Origin of the sequence: Parabacteroides provencensis, assembly GCF_900232875.1 — a bacterium.
GTDB lineage: Bacteria > Bacteroidota > Bacteroidia > Bacteroidales > Tannerellaceae > Parabacteroides > Parabacteroides chinchillae.
Map to the genome: position 1 here is coordinate 1156400 of NZ_LT960488.1, position 20124 is coordinate 1176523.

Annotated in this window: 8 protein-coding genes; 1 reads left to right on the forward strand and 7 read right to left on the reverse strand. The window is 38.9% G+C overall.

Translation table 11 applies throughout. The features are described 5' to 3' along the window. The first annotated feature begins 11 nt into the window (after nucleotides 1-11). Nucleotides 12-707: a M48 family metallopeptidase gene (locus tag CTY47_RS05180; protein ID WP_099463715.1), complete on the forward strand. Its 696-nt coding sequence runs from the start codon at nucleotides 12-14 to the stop codon at nucleotides 705-707. A gap of 83 nt (nucleotides 708-790) precedes the next feature. Here CTY47_RS05180 and CTY47_RS05185 read toward each other — a convergent pair whose 3' ends face one another. The 7 genes from CTY47_RS05185 to CTY47_RS05215 all read right to left on the reverse strand — a co-directional run bounded on the left by CTY47_RS05185 (nucleotide 791) and on the right by CTY47_RS05215 (nucleotide 20006). Beyond that, nucleotides 791-3586, reverse strand: coding sequence for a TonB-dependent receptor (locus CTY47_RS05185; protein ID WP_099463716.1), 2796 nt, complete (start codon nucleotides 3584-3586; stop codon nucleotides 791-793). A 32-nt stretch (nucleotides 3587-3618) separates the two neighbouring features. Then, the gene (sov, locus tag CTY47_RS05190) at nucleotides 3619-11037 is read right to left on the reverse strand and encodes a T9SS outer membrane translocon Sov/SprA (protein ID WP_099463717.1); all 7419 of its coding nucleotides are present in this window, start codon (nucleotides 11035-11037) and stop codon (nucleotides 3619-3621) included. A 17-nt stretch (nucleotides 11038-11054) separates the two neighbouring features. Continuing rightward, the gene (gene ruvA, locus CTY47_RS05195; protein ID WP_099463718.1) at nucleotides 11055-11645 is read right to left on the reverse strand and encodes a Holliday junction branch migration protein RuvA; all 591 of its coding nucleotides are present in this window, start codon (nucleotides 11643-11645) and stop codon (nucleotides 11055-11057) included. Between the two features lie 74 nt (nucleotides 11646-11719). Continuing rightward, complete coding sequence (locus CTY47_RS05200) at nucleotides 11720-13174, reverse strand: TrkH family potassium uptake protein (protein ID WP_099464088.1); 1455 nt, start codon at nucleotides 13172-13174, stop codon at nucleotides 11720-11722. A gap of 27 nt (nucleotides 13175-13201) precedes the next feature. Further along, entirely contained in the window at nucleotides 13202-14539 is a 1338-nt protein-coding gene (gene trkA, locus CTY47_RS05205) for a Trk system potassium transporter TrkA (RefSeq protein WP_099463719.1), read from the reverse strand. 43 nt (nucleotides 14540-14582) lie between these two features. After that, nucleotides 14583-16478: a 1-deoxy-D-xylulose-5-phosphate synthase gene (gene dxs / locus CTY47_RS05210; protein WP_099463720.1), complete on the reverse strand. Its 1896-nt coding sequence runs from the start codon at nucleotides 16476-16478 to the stop codon at nucleotides 14583-14585. Nucleotides 16479-16790: 312 nt separating this feature from the next. After that, a complete protein-coding gene (locus tag CTY47_RS05215) occupies nucleotides 16791-20006 on the reverse strand; it encodes a DUF6383 domain-containing protein (RefSeq protein ID WP_099463721.1) in 3216 nt (1071 codons plus the stop codon). Nucleotides 20007-20124 lie beyond the last annotated feature (118 nt).

Consider the following 20124-nt stretch of genomic DNA (forward strand, 5'->3'; position numbering starts at 1 on the left):
TTGCATACGTTATGGAAAAGATGATACCCGACAGTGAATTAGGAATTATAAAGTTGCGTACACATCCCCGCGCTATCCGATACTCTCTAAAAGTAGTAAACGGAGAAATAGTCGGAACCATGCCTGTGAACGGAAATGAAGACTTCATGTTACGCCTTATCCGGGAAAACAAAGAACGTTTGTTACAACATTTGCAGAACCGCCCTCTGGTTTTATTGGATGAGAACACCCAACTTCAAACCTATTCATTCCATCTCCGCATTTTGCGCCATAAACATAAAAAATTCGTAATGGCTTTGAAGGATGGCTATCTTAATATAGCTTGTCCTGAAGACATTCTTTTTGAGAATAAGGAAACCCAGAAAGTCTTACATAAAATGCTGGAAACCGCCCTCCGGCACGAAGCCAAGCGCTTACTTCCTCCACGCATTAAACTATTAGCCGAACGCCACAAGTTTTCTTATAAAAGCCTTAAAATACAAAACAGCAAAAGCAGATGGGGCAGTTGTTCTTCCGGTAAAAACATAAACCTGTCACTTAGCCTGATGCTTTTACCGGAACATCTGATAGATTACGTATTACTACATGAATTATGCCATACGGTAGAAATGAATCACAGCGAGCGGTTCTGGAATATCATGAACAAAGTAACCGAAAACAAAGCTTTATCCTTACGGAAAGAATTAAAAAATTTCCATCCTTTATAAGCCAAACATTTAATTGCAGATAAAATTAACAGTTTGATTAATGGCGAAACCAAACCGGCTTCGCCTCAATTATCAGAAATGCTCTAAAACGTAGTATTCAATCGCATAATAAACGTCCGGGGTGCGCCAACATCCATCGGGCGTACACTATACTCTTTATTCCAAAGATTATTTATAATACCCTGAAAATAAATATTTTTTGTTATTTTCACTCCTAGACGAATATCCATAGTGAAATATCCTTTATTATTATTCGTCCAATAATCATGAAGGTCTCCGAACATCAAACCACGAACATAGTCCATCAAATCGGGATATACTTTTTCCCGTTCATCTACCATAAAGTAATCAACAGCTAAAGTCTTGCTTTTCCAGGCCAGGTTTGTACCAATGTTTATACGTTTCCATTCCAGATCGAACATACCTTTCAAAGAATGCTTTTGACGGTATTTCAGATACCTCGAAGTATTCGATTTAGATTTCATAGAAAACACATCCGTATTCGCCTCCTCTTTTGCATTTATATCATCCGCTTCCATATCGATGGGTTGAGTATAGACATAACCCAAATTAAAGGTCAGCTTTGTATGCGAATTAAAATTATACATACCGTTAACAGAAGCATCAATACCGGAAATACGGGCTTTTCCCACATTTGTAAACTGAGCACCTATACCCGGGACTTTCCCATTTATCAACAAGGAGATAATATCCTTCAGATTATCGAGGTATTCAAATGATTCTTTATCAAACAAGCCGATCTGAAACTCGATCATATCTTTATACTGAGTGTAAAAGCCGGCAACATCCACAAAACCTTTTAGACCTCCCAGTTTATATCCTTGCTTAAAGCCTATTTCCGCATTGAACCCTTGTTCTGCTTTCAGATTAGCATTCGGAAACGCACCAACTCCACCAATGTCTTTCAAAACGAATTTTTCTACGATAGATGGATAACGATACCCTTGCCCGAAAGAAGCACGTATGAAGCTATACTCTCCTAATTCATAATTCAGACCGCCACGGAAGACAGGCTTAAACGGAATGTCAGCTTCAAATATTTTAGTCTCGGCTTCTCTATAATGGTCGTCTACGCGATAATATTCCATTCGCATACCCAACGATAGATTCAACTTATCGAAAAATTTCCGGTCATATTGAACAAACAGGGCAATATTATCGCTTTTATGTGTACCTGTCACCTTCGAATCGGCATAAACACGCTCGTAAGTAGCGCCTGTCGTCAATAAAGAATTATCATATTTCTTGCTAAACTGGTAATCCAAATAATACGAAGCAGTCAGATCTGCACCCGATTTCTTTTTCTCTACCGGTTCCAATGCATTTTCCAGCCAAGGCAGAAGTTCTTCTTCATTGGTTGGTAGTGGAGTACGCCCCATTACCCAAGAAACCAGATCCATATAATCGGCAGGTTTTGCCGTCGGAAAGAAATGATTACCTAATTTCTCTACCTCCCCGGCTAATCCTGTAAAATTGCCGTTTAATACATCTCCCAGGTGTGGAATAGCTATAGGCATCAACGTTTCCATCGGATTTTTTGCTATATTCACTATCTCAGGAATGGAGTTAGAATCAAATCCCATGTTGTTGGCAATCTCAGAAATGGACTTGTCCGTTGTACCCGATACAATCTGATCTTTGCGGCGATAAATGCGTCCTTTAATACGATGCACCGTATTATTATCAGGATTGGAATAATTGATAAAAGGATCAACATAAAAACTATGTCCTTCGCGTCCCATATTCGCTAACGGAGATTGTGTATACACTTCCTCCGGAGAACGCCACAAAAAGAATCCGGCATAATCATTTGAAAGGAAATTACCATTCACACCATAATTTAATCCTTTCACTCGCGGATCATGGTACGTCAGGTTTCCTCCGGCGCGGAAACGTTTTGTGTAATTACCCTTACGATAACCTTCGTCGGAAAAAAGATTCAGGCCAGCCGACAAATCAAAATTGCCTATACGACGGCTATGCGACAAATCAAGCCCATTATACATCGGATTTGAACCGGGAAGAATATTACGCAGCAAGGGTTTCGTACCATATCCTCCATTCTTCCATAAATCACGATCCCACCAAATATTACTTTTATTTTCAGGATTCCCGTAAATACCCATATAAACATTTGCATGTGTTACCGGGTCCAGGCTTGGACGTTTGGTACGTACATTAATCAAACCATTTAATGCAGAAGAACCATAAAGCACAGAAGAAGCTCCCTTCAACACTTCCACCTGCTCCACATTTTCCATCGGAACAATATTCCAGTTTATTTCTCCCGAGCCCGGTGAAAGAACGGACATCCCATCTACCAGAATAAGACAACGGCTACCTACTCCATACGTCCAGCCGCTTCCACCACGAATTGATGGTTGGCGATCCGTAATTTCTACGCCCGGCAGATTCTTTAATACGGAAGTCAGATCCACAGGGTCTTGTTTAACAATATCGGATGCTTTAAGAAGCTCCATCGAAACAGTTACATCGCTTAACTTTTGTTCATAACGGCTCACACTAACAACCACCTCATCCATCAAGTTCGTCTGAACCTTCATTTGCGCATTTAAAGTATAGCTCTGTCCGCGAGTAAGGATTAACGGGTAGGACAGGTTCTCATATCCTAAATAGCTGAACATTAATATGACACTTCCTGCAGGAACCGGCAATTCATAATGTCCGTCTATATCTGATACGGTTCCTTTTGTTCCGGACTTATCTTTATAATATATACTGACACCGGTCAAAGGGTCATTGTTTGCTGCATCATAAACATATCCTTCCACTTTTTGACCAAAAATCTGACCAAAAAGCAATAAGAAAAGGCCAAACAGAATGTAAACTCTTTTCATACACTTAACCTGTTTATTAATAATATTTCGAGTTATTGTGCCAATGAAAAACGGATACTTAATCCATAGTTTGAGTTTGAAGTCGGATATGATGCACTCGATACTAACGGTTTATTTACCTGCAAATCATAAAAAGCCCTTAAAGTAAGTGCACGGCTTAAGCCATAGTCGGCAGAGAACTGGATTGTTCTTGCAATATTGCCACTGGTAGCTTGTGTAAAACCATCCTCTATCTTACGGATCAACGATTGCATTTTGCGAAATGAAAAATCCATACGAACTGTAAGGTCATTACTAAAGTCTCTTGTCTTTTTCATCTTCAACACCTTGTTGAATTCCGTCATTTTATATCCCAAGCCTATAACAAACTCATTAGATAAAGCTTCGACTAACTGATAAGATGAAATGTTCAAACTCAGATTCCGGGTAGTGCGGTATTCGGCACGAGCCGTTACATTATTCAGCATGGTTGCATCAACTCCCAATAAAGGACTAAATCCTTCAGATATGCTTACTGCTGCAATTTCGTAAGGAGAAGAAGGCGTTGGATTGCCTGTTAACACATCCCGGATATAACCAAGGCCATCCTGCCCCGTATCGACCCAGTTCAGAAATGAAGAGAATGTTCCTACACTATAAGAACAACGATATTGATGGCTCAACATCACACTTTTAAAATATTTCTTTATTGTCGGAATCTTTATCAACCCGTCATAGGTAATACGCCAGTTTGGCAACAAACTTGCTATTGAAGGGAAAGCGGAAAGTCCAACATTATTAGGATTCCTCCCGGTATAGGCAGCCAAAAATGCCGGAATTAATACATCCGTTGAATTTAAACTAACACCTCCGCGTTCATACGGACGCCCTGCATTTGCCGTACCCGCAATAAAACCGGCATTCGGATAAACGGTACCGGAATACATATTTTCCAGACGTTCTGCTATGATACTGCGATGGGACAGGAACTTATCAAATGCTTTAGACGAGTATCCATTTCCAGCATTGCCACTCCCTCCCAAAGCACTCCCCAAAGCAATAGTTGTCATAGTAAAACTACCGCCTTGAATTTCCGGCATACCATCATACATATATTGAATCTCCGTACTACGGGTATCAACACGATTTGCATTCAAATCAATTTTCAATCCGGGAATAGGTTCCAGATTTGCACGGATTGTCAGATTCTTCGCATTATTGATCATGGCCGGAGTTACATTAGAGGAATCCATTACCAGCCAGCCTCTGTCTGCCGCCTCATTAATATAATTACGGTCTACGGAACCAAAAGCAAAGCCCAGCCCCGGAGCCAATATGCCACTATTTCTTTTCTGTCCGAATATATCTCCAATTTGCGGACGAAAGCCTGGCAACATCATGCCTGCCGTCGTAGAATACTGAACATTAATACGACGAACCATCATCAAGAAACGGCTAGCATATTCTGCTGATTTATAAAAGAAATCTTCAGTTGGTTTAGGTCCGGGATAAATCGTCAATTTTAAATGTGCCGTATCTTTATTCAGAATCATTACCTGTGCGTAGTTAAGAGGTTTATATTTAACTGAATATAATTTTCCATCAGCACCGCGGGCTTTAATACGAACTTTTTTCGTAAACATACCATGCTGGACAATAGTACCACTATCCGGATTCAATTGAATTTCTTTTTCCAGTTTCACCTCCTTTTTCTTCTTCTCTTGTCCACGGGAAGCTGTAGAACGAGTGGCACTAAATTTCTGATTAACCTTCTTCAAAAATTTATTTTTGTTATACAATGACTGCATATTAAAACTACCCTGCCAATCAAATTGACGTTGGTTTTTAATGATATTCCCTATTTCAGTCTCAGCATCTACTTCTGCCCCACGATCCCAATTATAAGCAGCATTATATGATAATGAACTATTAACCCAATTAAGGGCAGGTACAAATTGTAATGGCATATTCCACGTCACAGACAGAGATTGGTCATATTTCATCGGCGTACCTAAGTCTGCAATACTTTGTTTTACCGAATCTTTCCAGACCTTATATGCATCCGGATTCAGCTCCTTGTTCACTTGAACATGAGGTTCCTCAATCCGGGCATTCGTTCCTGAAGTGAACGTTGCACTTAAATTATTAGTAAAATCCCAACGTAAACTAAATGCACGATCCCAATAAAAATTCTGGCTGAATGACACAGGCACTTTATCCCCTCCACTACTCTGACTCGTCAAGTCACGCAATTGAATTTCATAATAATTACGCATCATTACCGTTTGGAAACTTATGTTAGAAGGTACATAATTCAAGCTTAATTGTTTAATATAGCTCGTATATCCATTACTCTTCTTTATCTTTCCAAACGGGCGGAAAGGTTTTACATAGGGTGTATAATTATACGCTAAATTTCCTCTGTAATCTTTGGTTGTTTCGTATTCCGTATCAGGATTCCGTTTACTGTTTTCGCTATATGAATATCCGAAAGAGAAATTCGCCGGATCATATGGCATCGGATTTTTGCTCTGTATGTTAACCCGCACGTTATTAAATGAAATACTCTTAATAATATTACGATCCTGTGCAAAGTTTTTGATAGAGTCTTTTTCCGCTTTTGTTTCCATTTCATCCAAAGCATCCGACAGTTTTATATCCTGATCCAACGGATTATATTTTGGATTTGTAACTTCTTTCGAATAAGCATAATATAATGGTACGCTCACCTTTGCTTTTTCAGGAAATAATTTTCCTAATTCAATAGAGGTTGCTACACTATACTGAGAATAATCATCTAAACGACGTTCATTCAAAGACTGATCTAAAGCACCGAAACCTGCCGTTTCAATCCGTCCCGCAAGGTTTACCGTTCCCAGATCTGATAAAGCAACATTCAAATTTGCATTAGCAGCCCAACCTCCCGATTCATTAAAGTCGGTCAAACGAAGTTCATTAACCCAGACTTCCGCACTTTTTATTTCCCTGGAATTATTACGAACACCAATCATAATTGTTTTAACCTCAGACAAAGAAGGATTACCCACAATACTGATTTTATTCAACGGATGTTCAGAATCATTTCTGGAGTACACGGTCTGAAACGTAACATCGCCTGCACCCATACGTTTTGCACGATTACGCTCCATCTTAATATTCGTCAGTTCTTCCAAGCTAAAATCCAACTTATTCGAAGTAGGCCAAACAGCTTCCCTGTCATCCGAATTATTCGAATTATACTGATCACTATGAGGTGTCAAACGCAATGGTACTTCATATTCATAATAATTGTTCTTATAATCAGATCCTAAACGAATGAAAACCGATAATTCATTACTTTTAAGTTCTGAAACGTTCGGGCTGAAAGCCTCCGCATGTGTAAACAGTTGCAGACGTTTATACTGACGTAAATCATAATACGTATTTTTATAAACAGCCCTTGCATCCTGAGGAGCCAGATTAGTTACTTTCAACGAAAGAGACTGTTCATTCTGTTGCACTAACTGAGGCTGACCAGGATCAAGCATACGGCTGATTCCCGGAGGAAGCACATAATTGACAGGTTGGCGATCGCTATTTTCTTCAATATTTACGGTAGAAACCTCCAAAGTACCTTTAATCGTAGGAGGTACTTTTGGATTGGATAAATCCTGTTCATACGAACGCCAGTCGCCTCTTACCAATTGAAATGTTCCAAAACGGAAAAATGTAGAATCACGAAAATCTGTCAAATACATACGCATAAAACGTATCGTCTTAAAGTTACTGATACCACCAACTGCACGATCATATTTCTTTACCGGTATTTTAAACTGATACCAGGTTACTTTATCTGTTGTACCATCTACCAAGTTTACAGAAGATTCGCGCTTATCTACGATAAAATTACTTCCTACCACTAAATCTTTCGGACGGACAGAAACCCTATATTCATAATATTTTTCATTTTTATTCAGCGTATTGTCCTGATTTATATCTTCCACATCCGGTAAATTCTTTGCAGATGTATTATACCGGCCTGTTGATTCTTCTGAATTTCCCTCTGTTCCATTATAACGTTTGTAACGTTCCAAAATACTCTTTTCCTGTTCATCATAGTCCTCACCACGGAAATAATGGTAATTGTCACTGGCAGGATCATTAAACACAGAAAAAGGATCATTTTGCATATTGGCAACCGTAGAAGCCGGCAACTTACGCTTCAGTTTCTCCAAAAATTCCACATATGTATCGAAACCTAACTCTTCGGCAGTTGATAAGCCATTCAAACCTACATCCTGCAATTTTCTAGCTCCGGCTGTATTATCAAAAGCATATACTGTACTTTGCTGACGAGGGACTTTACCCCAGACAGTAGTATCTACCTTTGACACATCCCCATCTATAGGCAAACCATTTTCAAAAAACTTTTTCTCATCTTTCAGAATATCTTCCGAAATTTCCCCAAGGTTAAAATACAGATCGCCGCCTTTCACATCACGGTCATAAATAAAAGGATCCATCAACCAAAATTCTATATATTCGATATTGGCCGTCTCAAAATCACTTTGATCGATCTTACGCATGATTCCGCCCCATCTCTTTTCAGGTGCAGCCAGCGTTCCATCCGGATTTACATTGTCTGCATCCAGATTATAAGGTCCCCGTTGGTTCGGATAGTAAGCCAGGTTCAGAACAGAAAGAGTATTATTCTCATTATATCCCAAATCTTTGTTCGGAAACAATTCTTGTGAATAGACAGCACGCACATAATGATTAGACAATTGCTTTTTATCTTCCTTTAAATGTCTGGGTAAAGCGGATGAATTTTTACGCGTAAAAATACCGTCTATATAATACCAAGCTAATAAAGCCCTGTTTTTTCCGTATTCTATATTATTTACGAACTTCCCTTCCGGGAATAAAGCAGATGAACCCTCATCAGTTGGAGTGCTAGCTAAATTCCAGGGATATGGATTCAACAAATCAAAACCACTCTGAGTAGATTCAAAATCATCCAGATAAGAATATCCTCCGGTATTTTTATTTTCATAATGCCCGGCTATCAAATGGGCAAATTCTGCATTGAAAGATATCTGACTTGGTTTAGTCAATGTTAACAAAGGTAGCTTGTCAAGCATATTGGTCAACCATTGACTTTCGCCTTTATAAGAGGCATTCACGCCCCATAATGTATTTTTAATAGATTCATCACCAAATGCAGTTTTAGTAGTCAGCGGCATTTCGGACATGTGCATAATTGTTGCACCCAGATTAAAGTCTTTACTGAACTGATAATTCAGATCGAGCCCCATCATTGTCTTTCGCTGCATATTATACATCGACTGGTTTTCAAGAGAAACACTGACAGGAGTTCCGGCAGAAATAATACTTTCATTCAAAATTGTTACCGTACCGGAAGTATAATCTACAGTATAATCTACATTTTCTGTAAGAATCGCTCCACCTGCTGTTACTTTTACCGATCCCCGTGCTACATTAGTAGCCCCGAGTTGAATTTCAGAACCTGATGAAGCTTTATACTCCCCACGCATAATAAACTTATTCTTCTCTGCAATTTGTCGCGCAACAGTCAATGTAGAATCATATAATTCCTGATACACATATTTTTTAGAAATAGCATCATTACCTATTTTATTTTTCAGGTTTGAGCCAAACGGTTCAATTACCGGAAAAATAATTTTACCATTTTCCGATTGAACAGTATAACCATCAACATAGTCAAAAAAGCCGTCAGCATAAGGTTCATTCTTTGAATCCAAACGATCTAAATTCATCAACTTCAACCATATCTGATTTTTAAGTGAAGGCTCTGGAATATAATTTACATATGTACCGGCAGAATCGCTCTGATACATAATATCCAACTTAAACTTTTCTTTCTGTACAGAATAAGCGCCTAAAGAATAGACATTTTTCATCATCAAGTCCCAGAAAGGCATATTAGGTGCCATTGTAACACCTTTCAGCAATTTCACAAACAGACAATTGGTAGTATTATTGGAATTGTCAGTAGAAAATTCCCCCACCTGATATACCTGTCCGTTGGAAGTGTATTCAAATGCTACGGCCAATACTTCATCCTGTTGCAATTGTGTTTTCAATGAGATATATCCCAACTGTTTACTGTAAGTATATTCGGATTCATCCAGTCTGCGGGCACTTTCTATTTCTTCAAAATCCTTTCCCCCATCCAGACTTCCTTGCAAGGCCTGCCCCACTCTGCTAATTTCACGGACACCATCAATCGTTTGTAGCTTACTATATAAATTATTAGCTCCGTTTGCAGGTAAATTACTAGATCCGGCAGGCTGAATAAAAGAAGTATTGCTTATATGTTTATGTTCCGCTAAATCAGAGAAAGCAACAATATTACGGGATTGATCATAATTACTTCTTTTATTTGTAATCCAGACCTCAATACGGTTAATCGTAATGGAAGAAGAAATATAAGGCAATTTTTTCATTGCATCATCATACGTATCCCTAAAATACTGAGCAAGGAAAAAGTGTCGGTTTTCATCATATTGATCAATTGTTATTTCAAAGGGCTTTGTTTGTACTCCGCCTTTAGAATTAACAGTTTTCGATTCCGACTCCTGCTGGGCAAACAAAGCATTTACACGAAGTTTTCCAAACTGCAAATCGGTCTTAATACCAAACAAAGCTGCACCTCCGTTAATCAGCGAGTTATTAGTAGTCATACTTACATTTCCCGCTTCCAAAGATTTTATTATTTCATCTTCTTCTCCGGTATATGCCAGTTTCAGTTTTTTAGAATCAAAATCAAAAGATGTTTCAGTATTATAATTCATACCAAAATTCACCTTCGTTCCAACAGAAGCCTGAACATTTAATTGTACACTCTCATCGAAATTAAAGAATGTCCGATTCCGGGAACGCTCCGGCAAAGAAGGGTTTTGTACTTTATTATTCTTCAATCCCATCGTAAGTTCGGCAGAACCCTGTGTTTTAACCCGTACTCCACCCGGACCGAATATACGATCTGCAGCACCAATATTAAATTGCATATCTGTCAGATTGAACTGCTTATTTGCCTCCTTTTGGAATTCTTCTTCATTTTTCTGGCGGAAATAAGAACGCAACGACTGTTGCATACTATAATCCTGATACTCTTCCGGCGTTAAAGTCATAGGTGTTCCCAATTCCATATCGCCTAGTTTGGTTCGAACAATGTAAGTACCTGTTTTTAAGTCATATTCCACAGCAGTTTTTACATTTTCAGGATTACGGAGATCGGCAGGAGACTGTTTCACAATATCTTCATATTCCTGAGGAGAAGTCTTGGCTACAGGAAAACGGGGTGGAATTGTATCTTCGGGAGCACTTATTACTTCAAGTTCAGGCAAAGAGGCAGTATAAGTCAAGTAGTCGGCATTCAAAGAATACATACCGACCCCAAACAATAAAACAACAATCCACAGAATATATTTCAGTATCCGTTTTCTCATTATTTCCAACCCGAAAATTAAAGCATTCTGAGTGCAGTTTTTATAACTTGCTCAACAGCCAACATGGGCGACCCTTTTAATATTGTATTCACAGCTTTTTGAGAAGCAGCTTTCTGAAAACCAAGCATCACCAACGCTGCTACCGCTTCTTCAACTATTGCCGTATTACCCAGAACCGAAGATGTAGAAGAAACAGCAATTCCTTCTACCGGTTTCACTTTACTCTTTAAATCGACCAATATACGCTGTGCTGTTTTCGCCCCAATCCCTTTCACAGCTGTTAAAGCCGTCTCATTTTTTGTCGAAATAACCTGTATTAATTCGGAAGGAGGAAGGGAAGAAAGAATCATTCGTGCCGTATTGGGACCAACTCCCGATACTGAAGTTAAAAGCAAAAATAACTCCCTTTCTATTTTTTCGGCAAAACCAAACAACAGGTGGGCATCCTCCCTTATAACTTCATATACATAAATTTTCCCCGCAGACTTCCCATTATAAGCACTATATGTATTTAAAGATATATTGAACTCATAACCAATACCACTACATTCCAGGATCATACGTGCAGGCGTAAGTTCTACAATTTCGCCCTTTATATATTCTATCATTTATGTGTCAACTTAATGATTCGTATCTTTTATAACGTAAAATTAAACGAAAACGTATATACGAATCGTAAAAATTACTGCTTCCAAAATCCGGGAAGCAATATTGTAATTACAGTAAATATCTCCAAACGTCCAGTCATCATCAGGAATGAAAGCACCCATTTCGAAAAGTCAGGTAATGCAGAAAAATTATCAACAGGTCCTACGCTCCCCAAACCGGGTCCTGTATTACTCACTGCTGATACAGCAGAACCAATCGATTCCTCAAAGCCTACTCCATCAGCCATCAGCAGCAGACAACCCACCACAATCAGGCTAATATAAATAAAAGCAAACGATAAAACCCGATATACAACCTCATCGGACAAAGCATGACCATTTACACGTACCGGCACTACTGCATGGGGATGTGTCCGTTTCTTAAATTCATTCAGTAAGTTTTTTGTCAGAATCATAAAACGTCCCATCTTAAAACCTCCACAGGTGGAACCGGCACATCCACAGATTATCATCAAAATGATAGCTATTAACCAGAAAAAAGGCCCCCAAGGGATATAGTTGGCTGTCGCAAATCCACAAGTAGAAACCAAGGTTGCAACCTGAAACGATGCCAAACGAAACGCCTCCCCAAAACTGCCGGCAAATCCTTTTTGCATCAGGTAAAAAGTAACAATCAGCATTGTCCCCGCTACAAATATATAGAACCAGTGGGTTTCTTCGTCTTTCAGAAGCTTTCCATATTTTCCATTAAAAAAGAAATAAATCAACGCCATATTAGTAGCTCCAATGCACATAAAGAACGTAATCACATAATCAATATATGCAGAATTCCAATAAGCAATACTAGCATTTTTAGTAGAATATCCCCCTGTTGCCATCGTTGTCATAGCATGGTTAACGGCATCATACAAATCCATCGGTCCTGCCCACAAAAAACAACAAAGAATAATAGTCAGAATCATATACACACCCCACAAGCGTTTGGCAACCTGAGCAATACGCGGGCGAAAACGTTCGTGCGTAATACCAGGCGTCTCCGCATCAAACATCTGCGCCGCTCCTCCACCAAAAATCGGCAACAATGCCACAGTAAAAACCACCATTCCGATCCCTCCTTGCCATTGTGTCAAACTCCGCCAAAATAAAACGCCTTTAGGCAATGATTCAATATCTGTCAGGATAGTAGATCCGGTGGTTGTAAACCCCGACATCGTTTCAAAGAAAGCATCGGTCACTGTATTAATATATCCGCCTATATAAAAAGGAAGCATTCCCAGCAAAGAACAAAATATCCACGTCAATGTAACGATTAACATACCTTCCCGTCGTCCTACATTATATTCGTTTGCCCGAAAACCAATCATGTAACAAACCAGACCGGTACCAAACATAATCCCACAAGATTGCAATAAAGGGATTACATCGTCCCCTTCATAAATAAATGCCACAGCTGTAGCAGCAAGGAGAAATAATGTCTCAAGGATAAACATTCCTCCCAGCATTTTAATTATAAAACGAATATTCAACAACATATCTTATAAATTGCCAACTGCCAACTAATTAAAATAGTCTTCTATTTTACGCATTGCCGTATCCAGACAAAATACAACAACATGGTCGTAAGCTTGTATCTGCGTATCACCTTTAATCATCATAGGTTCTCCATTCCGGATAAGTCCCCCCAAAGTCATATCACGAGGAAGGCGCAAATCCTTAACCTGCTTTTTTGTGATTCTCGAATTAGGGCGTGCCACCAATTCAGCAACATCAGCGTTGGCAAATGTCAGGCATTTCACATTAGAGACATCCGCATCCAATAAAAATTGATAAATATGACTGGCAGCAATCAATTTTTTGTTGATAACAGAACCAATATCCATACTTTCGGCTAATGATATATAATCAATATTTTCAATTTTAGCAATTGTCTTAAATACTCCGAAACGCTTAGCTGCAAGGCATGCCAATATATTTGTACTCGAATTTTCAGTCAAAGCAATAAAAGCCTGTGCATCTTTGATTCCTTCTTGCATCAACAAATCCGTATCTCTCCCGTCACCATTAATTATAAGCACATTACCGGGTACGACTTCCGCTATCCGATGGCTTTTTTCTTTATTGGTTTCCAAAACTTTCACGCGGATATTATTCGGCAGATACTGGCAAGCGCGAATTGCAATACGACTCCCCCCCATAATAAAAACCTTTTTCACTTCCGGGTCTTTCTTACCTGCATGCATGCGCACATCTTCTATATGTGCTTTAGTAGTTGTAAAAAACAAAATGTCTCCAGGTTCAATCCTGTCTGTACCCCGAGGAATAATCGTTTCATTCTGGCGCTTAATAGCTACAATATGATAAAGTTTCTGTTCATTCAACAACTCCGACAGTTGACGATTAACAATACGGGCATTATCGCGTACTTTCACTCCAATCAGAATAAGTGCCCCGCCAAACAACTCCCAATATTGACGGGCCCACGGACGACGTACGGCAGTTACAATCTCTTTTGCTGCCAACATCTCCGGATAGATCATTGAACCAATACCTAGCTTCTCAAATAATTCTTTATTTTTAGGCAACAGATATTCATAGTTATTGATTCGTGCAAATGTTTTATGAGCACCTAACCGGTGAGCCAGAATACAAGCAGTCACATTTGTCGTCTCTTCAGGAGTAACACTCACAAACAAATCCGTATGCCTGATACCGGCTTCCTCCAAATCCCGCAAAGAAGTAGGATTTCCTACAATAGGAAGTATCTCCATGCCCGAATTGGGGAAATTCAGACGTTCCTCATTAGGATCCATCAATATAATATCCTGGTTCTCCTGAGACAACATTTTTGCTAAATGTGTTCCCACTTCACCTGCACCAGCGATGATAATCTTCATATTACACTAAATAGTCTAAAATACATACACTACGCACTCTTTATCAAAAAGAACTTATTAAACCAGCAATACTTTCCGCATCCATATTGCACAATTTATATAGTTCGGGAATGGAACCGTGTTCTATAAATTCATCAGGAACACCAACACGTTTTACTAAAGGAGTATATCCTTTATCTGCCATAAATTCAAGGACAGCACTACCTAGTCCCCCTTTTATCACACCATTTTCAACCGTAATAATACGAGTAAACCTTTGGCCTACTTCATGCAACAGCTCTTCATCTATCGGTTTCAAATAGATCATATCATAATGAGCAACAGATATGCCTTTACTTTCAACCATTTGTATTGCTTTTATCACTTCATTTCCTATAGATCCCAGCGAAAGCACAGCAATATCTTTTCCTTCACGTAACTTTCTGCCTTTGCCTACCGGCAATATCGTCATTTCATTGCGCCAATCCTTTTTTTCACCCTTACCACGCGGATAACGAATTACAAAAGGACCATTTGCCGTTTTGTATCCGGTAAACATAAGGTTTCGTAAGTCCAGTTCATTCAGGGGAGATGAAATTACCAAATTCGGTACAGGTCTGAGATAAGCCATATCAAAAACACCATGATGCGTTGCTCCATCCTCACCAACTAAACCTGCACGATCCAAACAAATAACCATGTGCAACTTTTGTATGGCAACATCATGAATAAGCATATCATAAGCTCTCTGCATAAACGATGAATATACATTACAAAAAGGAATCATACCTTCTTTTGCCAAACCTGCTGAAAAAGTAACAGCATGTCCTTCTGCAATACCTACATCGAAAGCCCGGTCGGGAAAGGCTTTCATCATATAAGTCATCGAACATCCGGTTGGCATTGCAGGAGTAACCCCTACTATCCGACCATCTTTCTCTGCTAATTCTACCAGTGTATGACCAAACACATCCTGATAAAGCTGAGGCTCTTCCAAACTATGCACAACTATGCGTTGTCCTGTCTCTTTATTAAAACGTCCCGGAGCATGCCATTCTGTTGCCGACTCTTCTGCAGGTTTAAATCCTTTTCCTTTTTTTGTTTTGATATGCAATAATTTAGGCCCTTGCATATCTTTTATATCATTCAGTATTTTTATTAAATAATTTACATCATGACCATCAACAGGTCCGAAGTAACGAATACTGAATCCTTCGAAAAGATTATGCTGTTGAGTAAGCAACGCTTTCAGGCTATTATTAAACCTGAGTATATTTTCACGACGATCGTCGTTAATCAATTTCATCTTACGCAGTCCGCGATACACATCATACCGCATTTTATTGTAAGTCTGGCTTGTTGTAATATCTACAAGATACTGGCTAAGTCCACCTACACTGTGATCAATAGCCATATCGTTATCATTCAGCACAATAAGCAAATTATTAGGATTTGCAGAAGCGTTGTTCAGCCCTTCAAAAGCCAACCCGCCTGTCATGGCACCATCACCAATAACCGCAATTACATGACGATCTTGTTCATTTTTCAGTGCAGAAGCAACAGACATACCCATTGCAGCTGATATGGATGTAGAAGCATGTCCGGCAATGAACGCGTCATACTCGCTCTCTTTCGGATTAGGAAAGCCACCTATTCCTTTAAAACGGCGCAATGTATGAAATTCATCACGGCGTCCGGTTAATATCTTATGCCCATAAGCTTGATGCCCCACATCCCAAACAATCCGGTCATAGGGGGTATTAAAAACATAATGGAGCGCAACTGTCAATTCAACAGTACCCAGACTGGCTCCAAGGTGGCCCGGATTTTCAGATAAGACATCTATAATATACTGACGTAAATCAGCACACACATCTGCCAGCTTATCTTGCGACACCCCTCTCAGGTCTGCAGGATTATTTATGCTGCTCAATATATGCTTATTTTTGCATTCCGCCATTTCTATTACTTTTTGTGGCAAAAGTAAAGAATTAACGGCATATATAATAGCTTTAGCCGGTCAATTATTCTATATACTCCATTGCAGGCTTAGTTTGTTGACATAAATACAAAAGCCTTATCAGTTAAATAGACTGATAAGGCTTGTCTTGTAGCTGTCGTTCTTCTTCACAGAAGTATTGACAGTTAGAACTTTATTTTTTACTTAGTAATAATGCTACTTGTTCGCTTTTCACAAGTTACTAAATGGCTCTCCCGAAAGAGAGCCATTACGTAGCATTCAAAATATTTGATTATAAATTCGTTTGCTTAATTACTTAACCATTGCTTTTACAGCAGCCTCACCATCAACAGCTACTATAACTGCACCCTGAGGTACCACAATAGTTTCGTTATCAGATGTAGCTACAGCTGTTGCAACTGTCTGGCCTAAGATATTTGTGATAACGACTTTCTTACCAGCGGCACCAGTAACTGTTACATTACCTTCACCTGCAATAATTGATATGCCAGAATTAGTAATCACTTCATTATCTGTAGCAATTTCGTCGTTAGCAACATGCTTAACATCAAAGATCAAAGCATCATCACCACCTGTCATTTCGTTGAATTTAGAAGTTTCCTTATCAGACAATACCAAGCAACCATTCTGCATCTTCAACCATGCTGCATATTCAGGAGCAATATCCTTATCACTAGCTTTCTTCATTGATTCAATCAAGAAAGTCTTGTTATCAGTACCCGGTTTAACATAACGCATTGACCATGTTATAAGTTTGTGCTTATCAGTTGTCAAGTTTACAATATAACCCTTACGGCTATCGGTAACAGCATCATTAGCTTTGATAATCTTAGCAAGCAAAGCAGGATTTACATCCTTCTTTGTTACACCTGCAAATTCATCTTTCAATATATACAAGCTATCACCATATTGGATTGCTTTTACGAAACCTGCACGGTCATATTCTTTCCAGTTATAACCTTTCTTTGTAGAACCAATTTCTTTACCTAAAGCAACTGAATCTGCGAAGTTTACAAGATATTTACCGAAACGCATATCAGGAGTAGCCTGGATGTCATGTTTACAATCTTTGATAGGCTCTTTACCTGCATCGATCAGTCTCTGACATTCTGCACATCTCTGGAACGGAGTACCCTTAACATCATCACGTTCGATTGAGATCAGGTATTGAGGTTTGATATAACCCAAACCACGATTAACCCAAGCTGTATCAACAATGAATGACAATCCGGAAGGAGCAGCACCTTCAGTATAAATACCTAAGAAGTCTACACCAGAAACTTTAAAGTTCTTGTTTCCTTCAATCTGTAATACTTCACCACGATATTGTTCTACAAATCTTAACGTATCAGATGCATCGCCTTCGTTTCCTTCTAACTCTGCATTATTGAAACGTCTGTAAAGAGGAGCGTCTATTTCTTCCACAGTGAAAGCAGAAGTTCTTGTTTCAGACATATCCTGTACTTTCAAAGGAACAGTAACACCATCATCAGCAACACCTACTTTATTTGAATGGTCACCAATCTGGCAATAGCCATTATTTCTTACGATTGCATAGAAGTCCTTACCATCATAATGGTTATTTTCTTTGAAATAGAAAGTATCTACAACAACAGGAGAACCTACAGAATATTTGTCACCATCAGCTTCTGTCAAAGATTTACTTCCGCTACAAACAATATAGTGAGATCTACGCAATTGAGCCAGACCCGGGATCTTCTTCAAAAGAGCAGGAGTTACATCAACACCATATACGCTGTCACGTCCAGCCTTCATTGTAAATGCATTGTAATCATCCTGTACATACAGAACAGAATCTTTAGAACTTGCCAAACCAATCCACTTGTTGTGGTTGAATGAATGTAAATAATTGAATTTAAATCTAGTAACATCCAAATCAGCAACTTTCACATGCTTATAACCCAGATATTGATCTTTGATGATAGCAGAATCACCTTCCTGGTCACCGATCTTGTCAAATGTCAAAGCACCTCCATTCAAACCGAAAGAAGCATCAGCAGTAACAATGTTACCATTTTTGTCTTTAGTTAATTGCAAAGATGCTACGCTCTTAGCTTTAAACTCACGGTTAATAACCTGAATAGTAGATGATTTAGGAAGAGCCTCTTGATTCTGAACGATTACCCATTGATAAGCAGGCATATGTCTCGGTTCCTGAGCATCCAATTTTACCCATTCGATAGAAGTTCCATTCTTATGGATAGGAGCAGCTAGCACTTCACCCTTAGCATTCTTGATAATATACAAACCGCTAGGTACAGAAGTTCTATCACTTTCAACTTCAGCGCAACCGGCATAACCCAAAGAAATATGAACATTCTGATCCAAACTATCTATTGTCAAAACCTTTTCTGTACCCAAATCCTGAGCAAATACTCTGGCATTTTCAAATCCAACAGTATCAGTAGGTGCAGACCAAGTTTTAGCAGTTTCGCTTGTCTTAAATGTAGCACGGTGAACATAGATATTAACGCTATCAACAGAAGGTCTATATGTGAACAAGAACTGGTGTTGAGCTTTCAATGCCGAATTGTTCAAAGAATCAGTAGCAGAAATCTTATTTGTAGTTTCCTTCAATCCAGTCCAGCCATAAGCCAAATAACCATGACCAATTGTATTAGCATAAGAAGTATCTACGCGTAAATACGAAGAGTCTGCTTTCAATACATAAACATAACTCGTAGAATCTCCACTGCCATTATCAACCTGTTTTGCAAAGAATTTATTGCTCTTGTCGTTAAATGGATTGTTCTTCGCTACTTCCGGTTTAAATTTCAAATTAACACCAGCATCGGCTTTCTGTTGGCCGAAAATAGTATTGATCTGATTTGCATTCAAAATAATTTCAGGAGCAGTCTGAATAGTCAGTTTAGTAAAGAAAAGACCATCAACAGCATCTTTAATTGCAGCTTCTGTAGCATCTGCTTTTACTGCATAAAAATATCCGTTACTCGGATTATAACCAAGACCAACAACAGAGTCTGTTTTATAATAAGAATACAAAGGCTTTCCTTTTTCAAGTGATCCTTCATAAGACTTAGAGAAAGCCCATCCATAGACTTCACCACCAACTATTACAGAATCCTTAAGAGCAGGCCATTCCATTGTGTCCAAACCTTCGAGGCCGGTCATTGTAATATCCAAGCGCTGGCCTGTACCTTTGTTAATAAAGTCAAATGTAGGATTTTGACCCAACTTTTCAGGAGCAGCCACATTGACACACCACAATGTATTTGCCAAACTGTCGGCATTAGCAGGAGTCGGCACAAATTGCAAAGCTCCATCTTTACTCATATAGACAACACTGTCCGCATAAGTTCCGGTAAAGGAGCCATTTCCCAACTGATACAAGCCATTGTCGCTAGCAGGCAATTTTTCAATAGCTCTAGCTCCCGCAAAATTCACATTGGCGAAGTCAGCAGCCCCCACTGTCAATGAACTAAGTAAAGCCAAGCCACCTACAAGAGTAGAAAACTTTTTGTTCATAATCTAAAAATTTAATATTAATACTAAAGTGTAATAAGTTCATTATCAACGATCGTCCTTATAAAAAATGACTAGTGAAAACGATCGTTTTCACTAGTCATTTTATTGACCATTTTTG

Bases quoted from the DNA above. Each gene is read 5' to 3' on its own strand.
- CTY47_RS05180 (WP_099463715.1), top strand. From the start codon at position 12: ATGGAAAAGATGATACCCGACAGTGAATTAGGAATTATAAAGTTGCGT.
- CTY47_RS05185 (WP_099463716.1), bottom strand. From the start codon at position 3,586: ATGAAAAGAGTTTACATTCTGTTTGGCCTTTTCTTATTGCTTTTTGGT.
- sov (WP_099463717.1), bottom strand. From the start codon at position 11,037: ATGAGAAAACGGATACTGAAATATATTCTGTGGATTGTTGTTTTATTG.
- ruvA (WP_099463718.1), bottom strand. From the start codon at position 11,645: ATGATAGAATATATAAAGGGCGAAATTGTAGAACTTACGCCTGCACGT.
- trkA (WP_099463719.1), bottom strand. From the start codon at position 14,539: ATGAAGATTATCATCGCTGGTGCAGGTGAAGTGGGAACACATTTAGCA.
- dxs (WP_099463720.1), bottom strand. From the start codon at position 16,478: ATGGCGGAATGCAAAAATAAGCATATATTGAGCAGCATAAATAATCCT.
- CTY47_RS05215 (WP_099463721.1), bottom strand. From the start codon at position 20,006: ATGAACAAAAAGTTTTCTACTCTTGTAGGTGGCTTGGCTTTACTTAGT.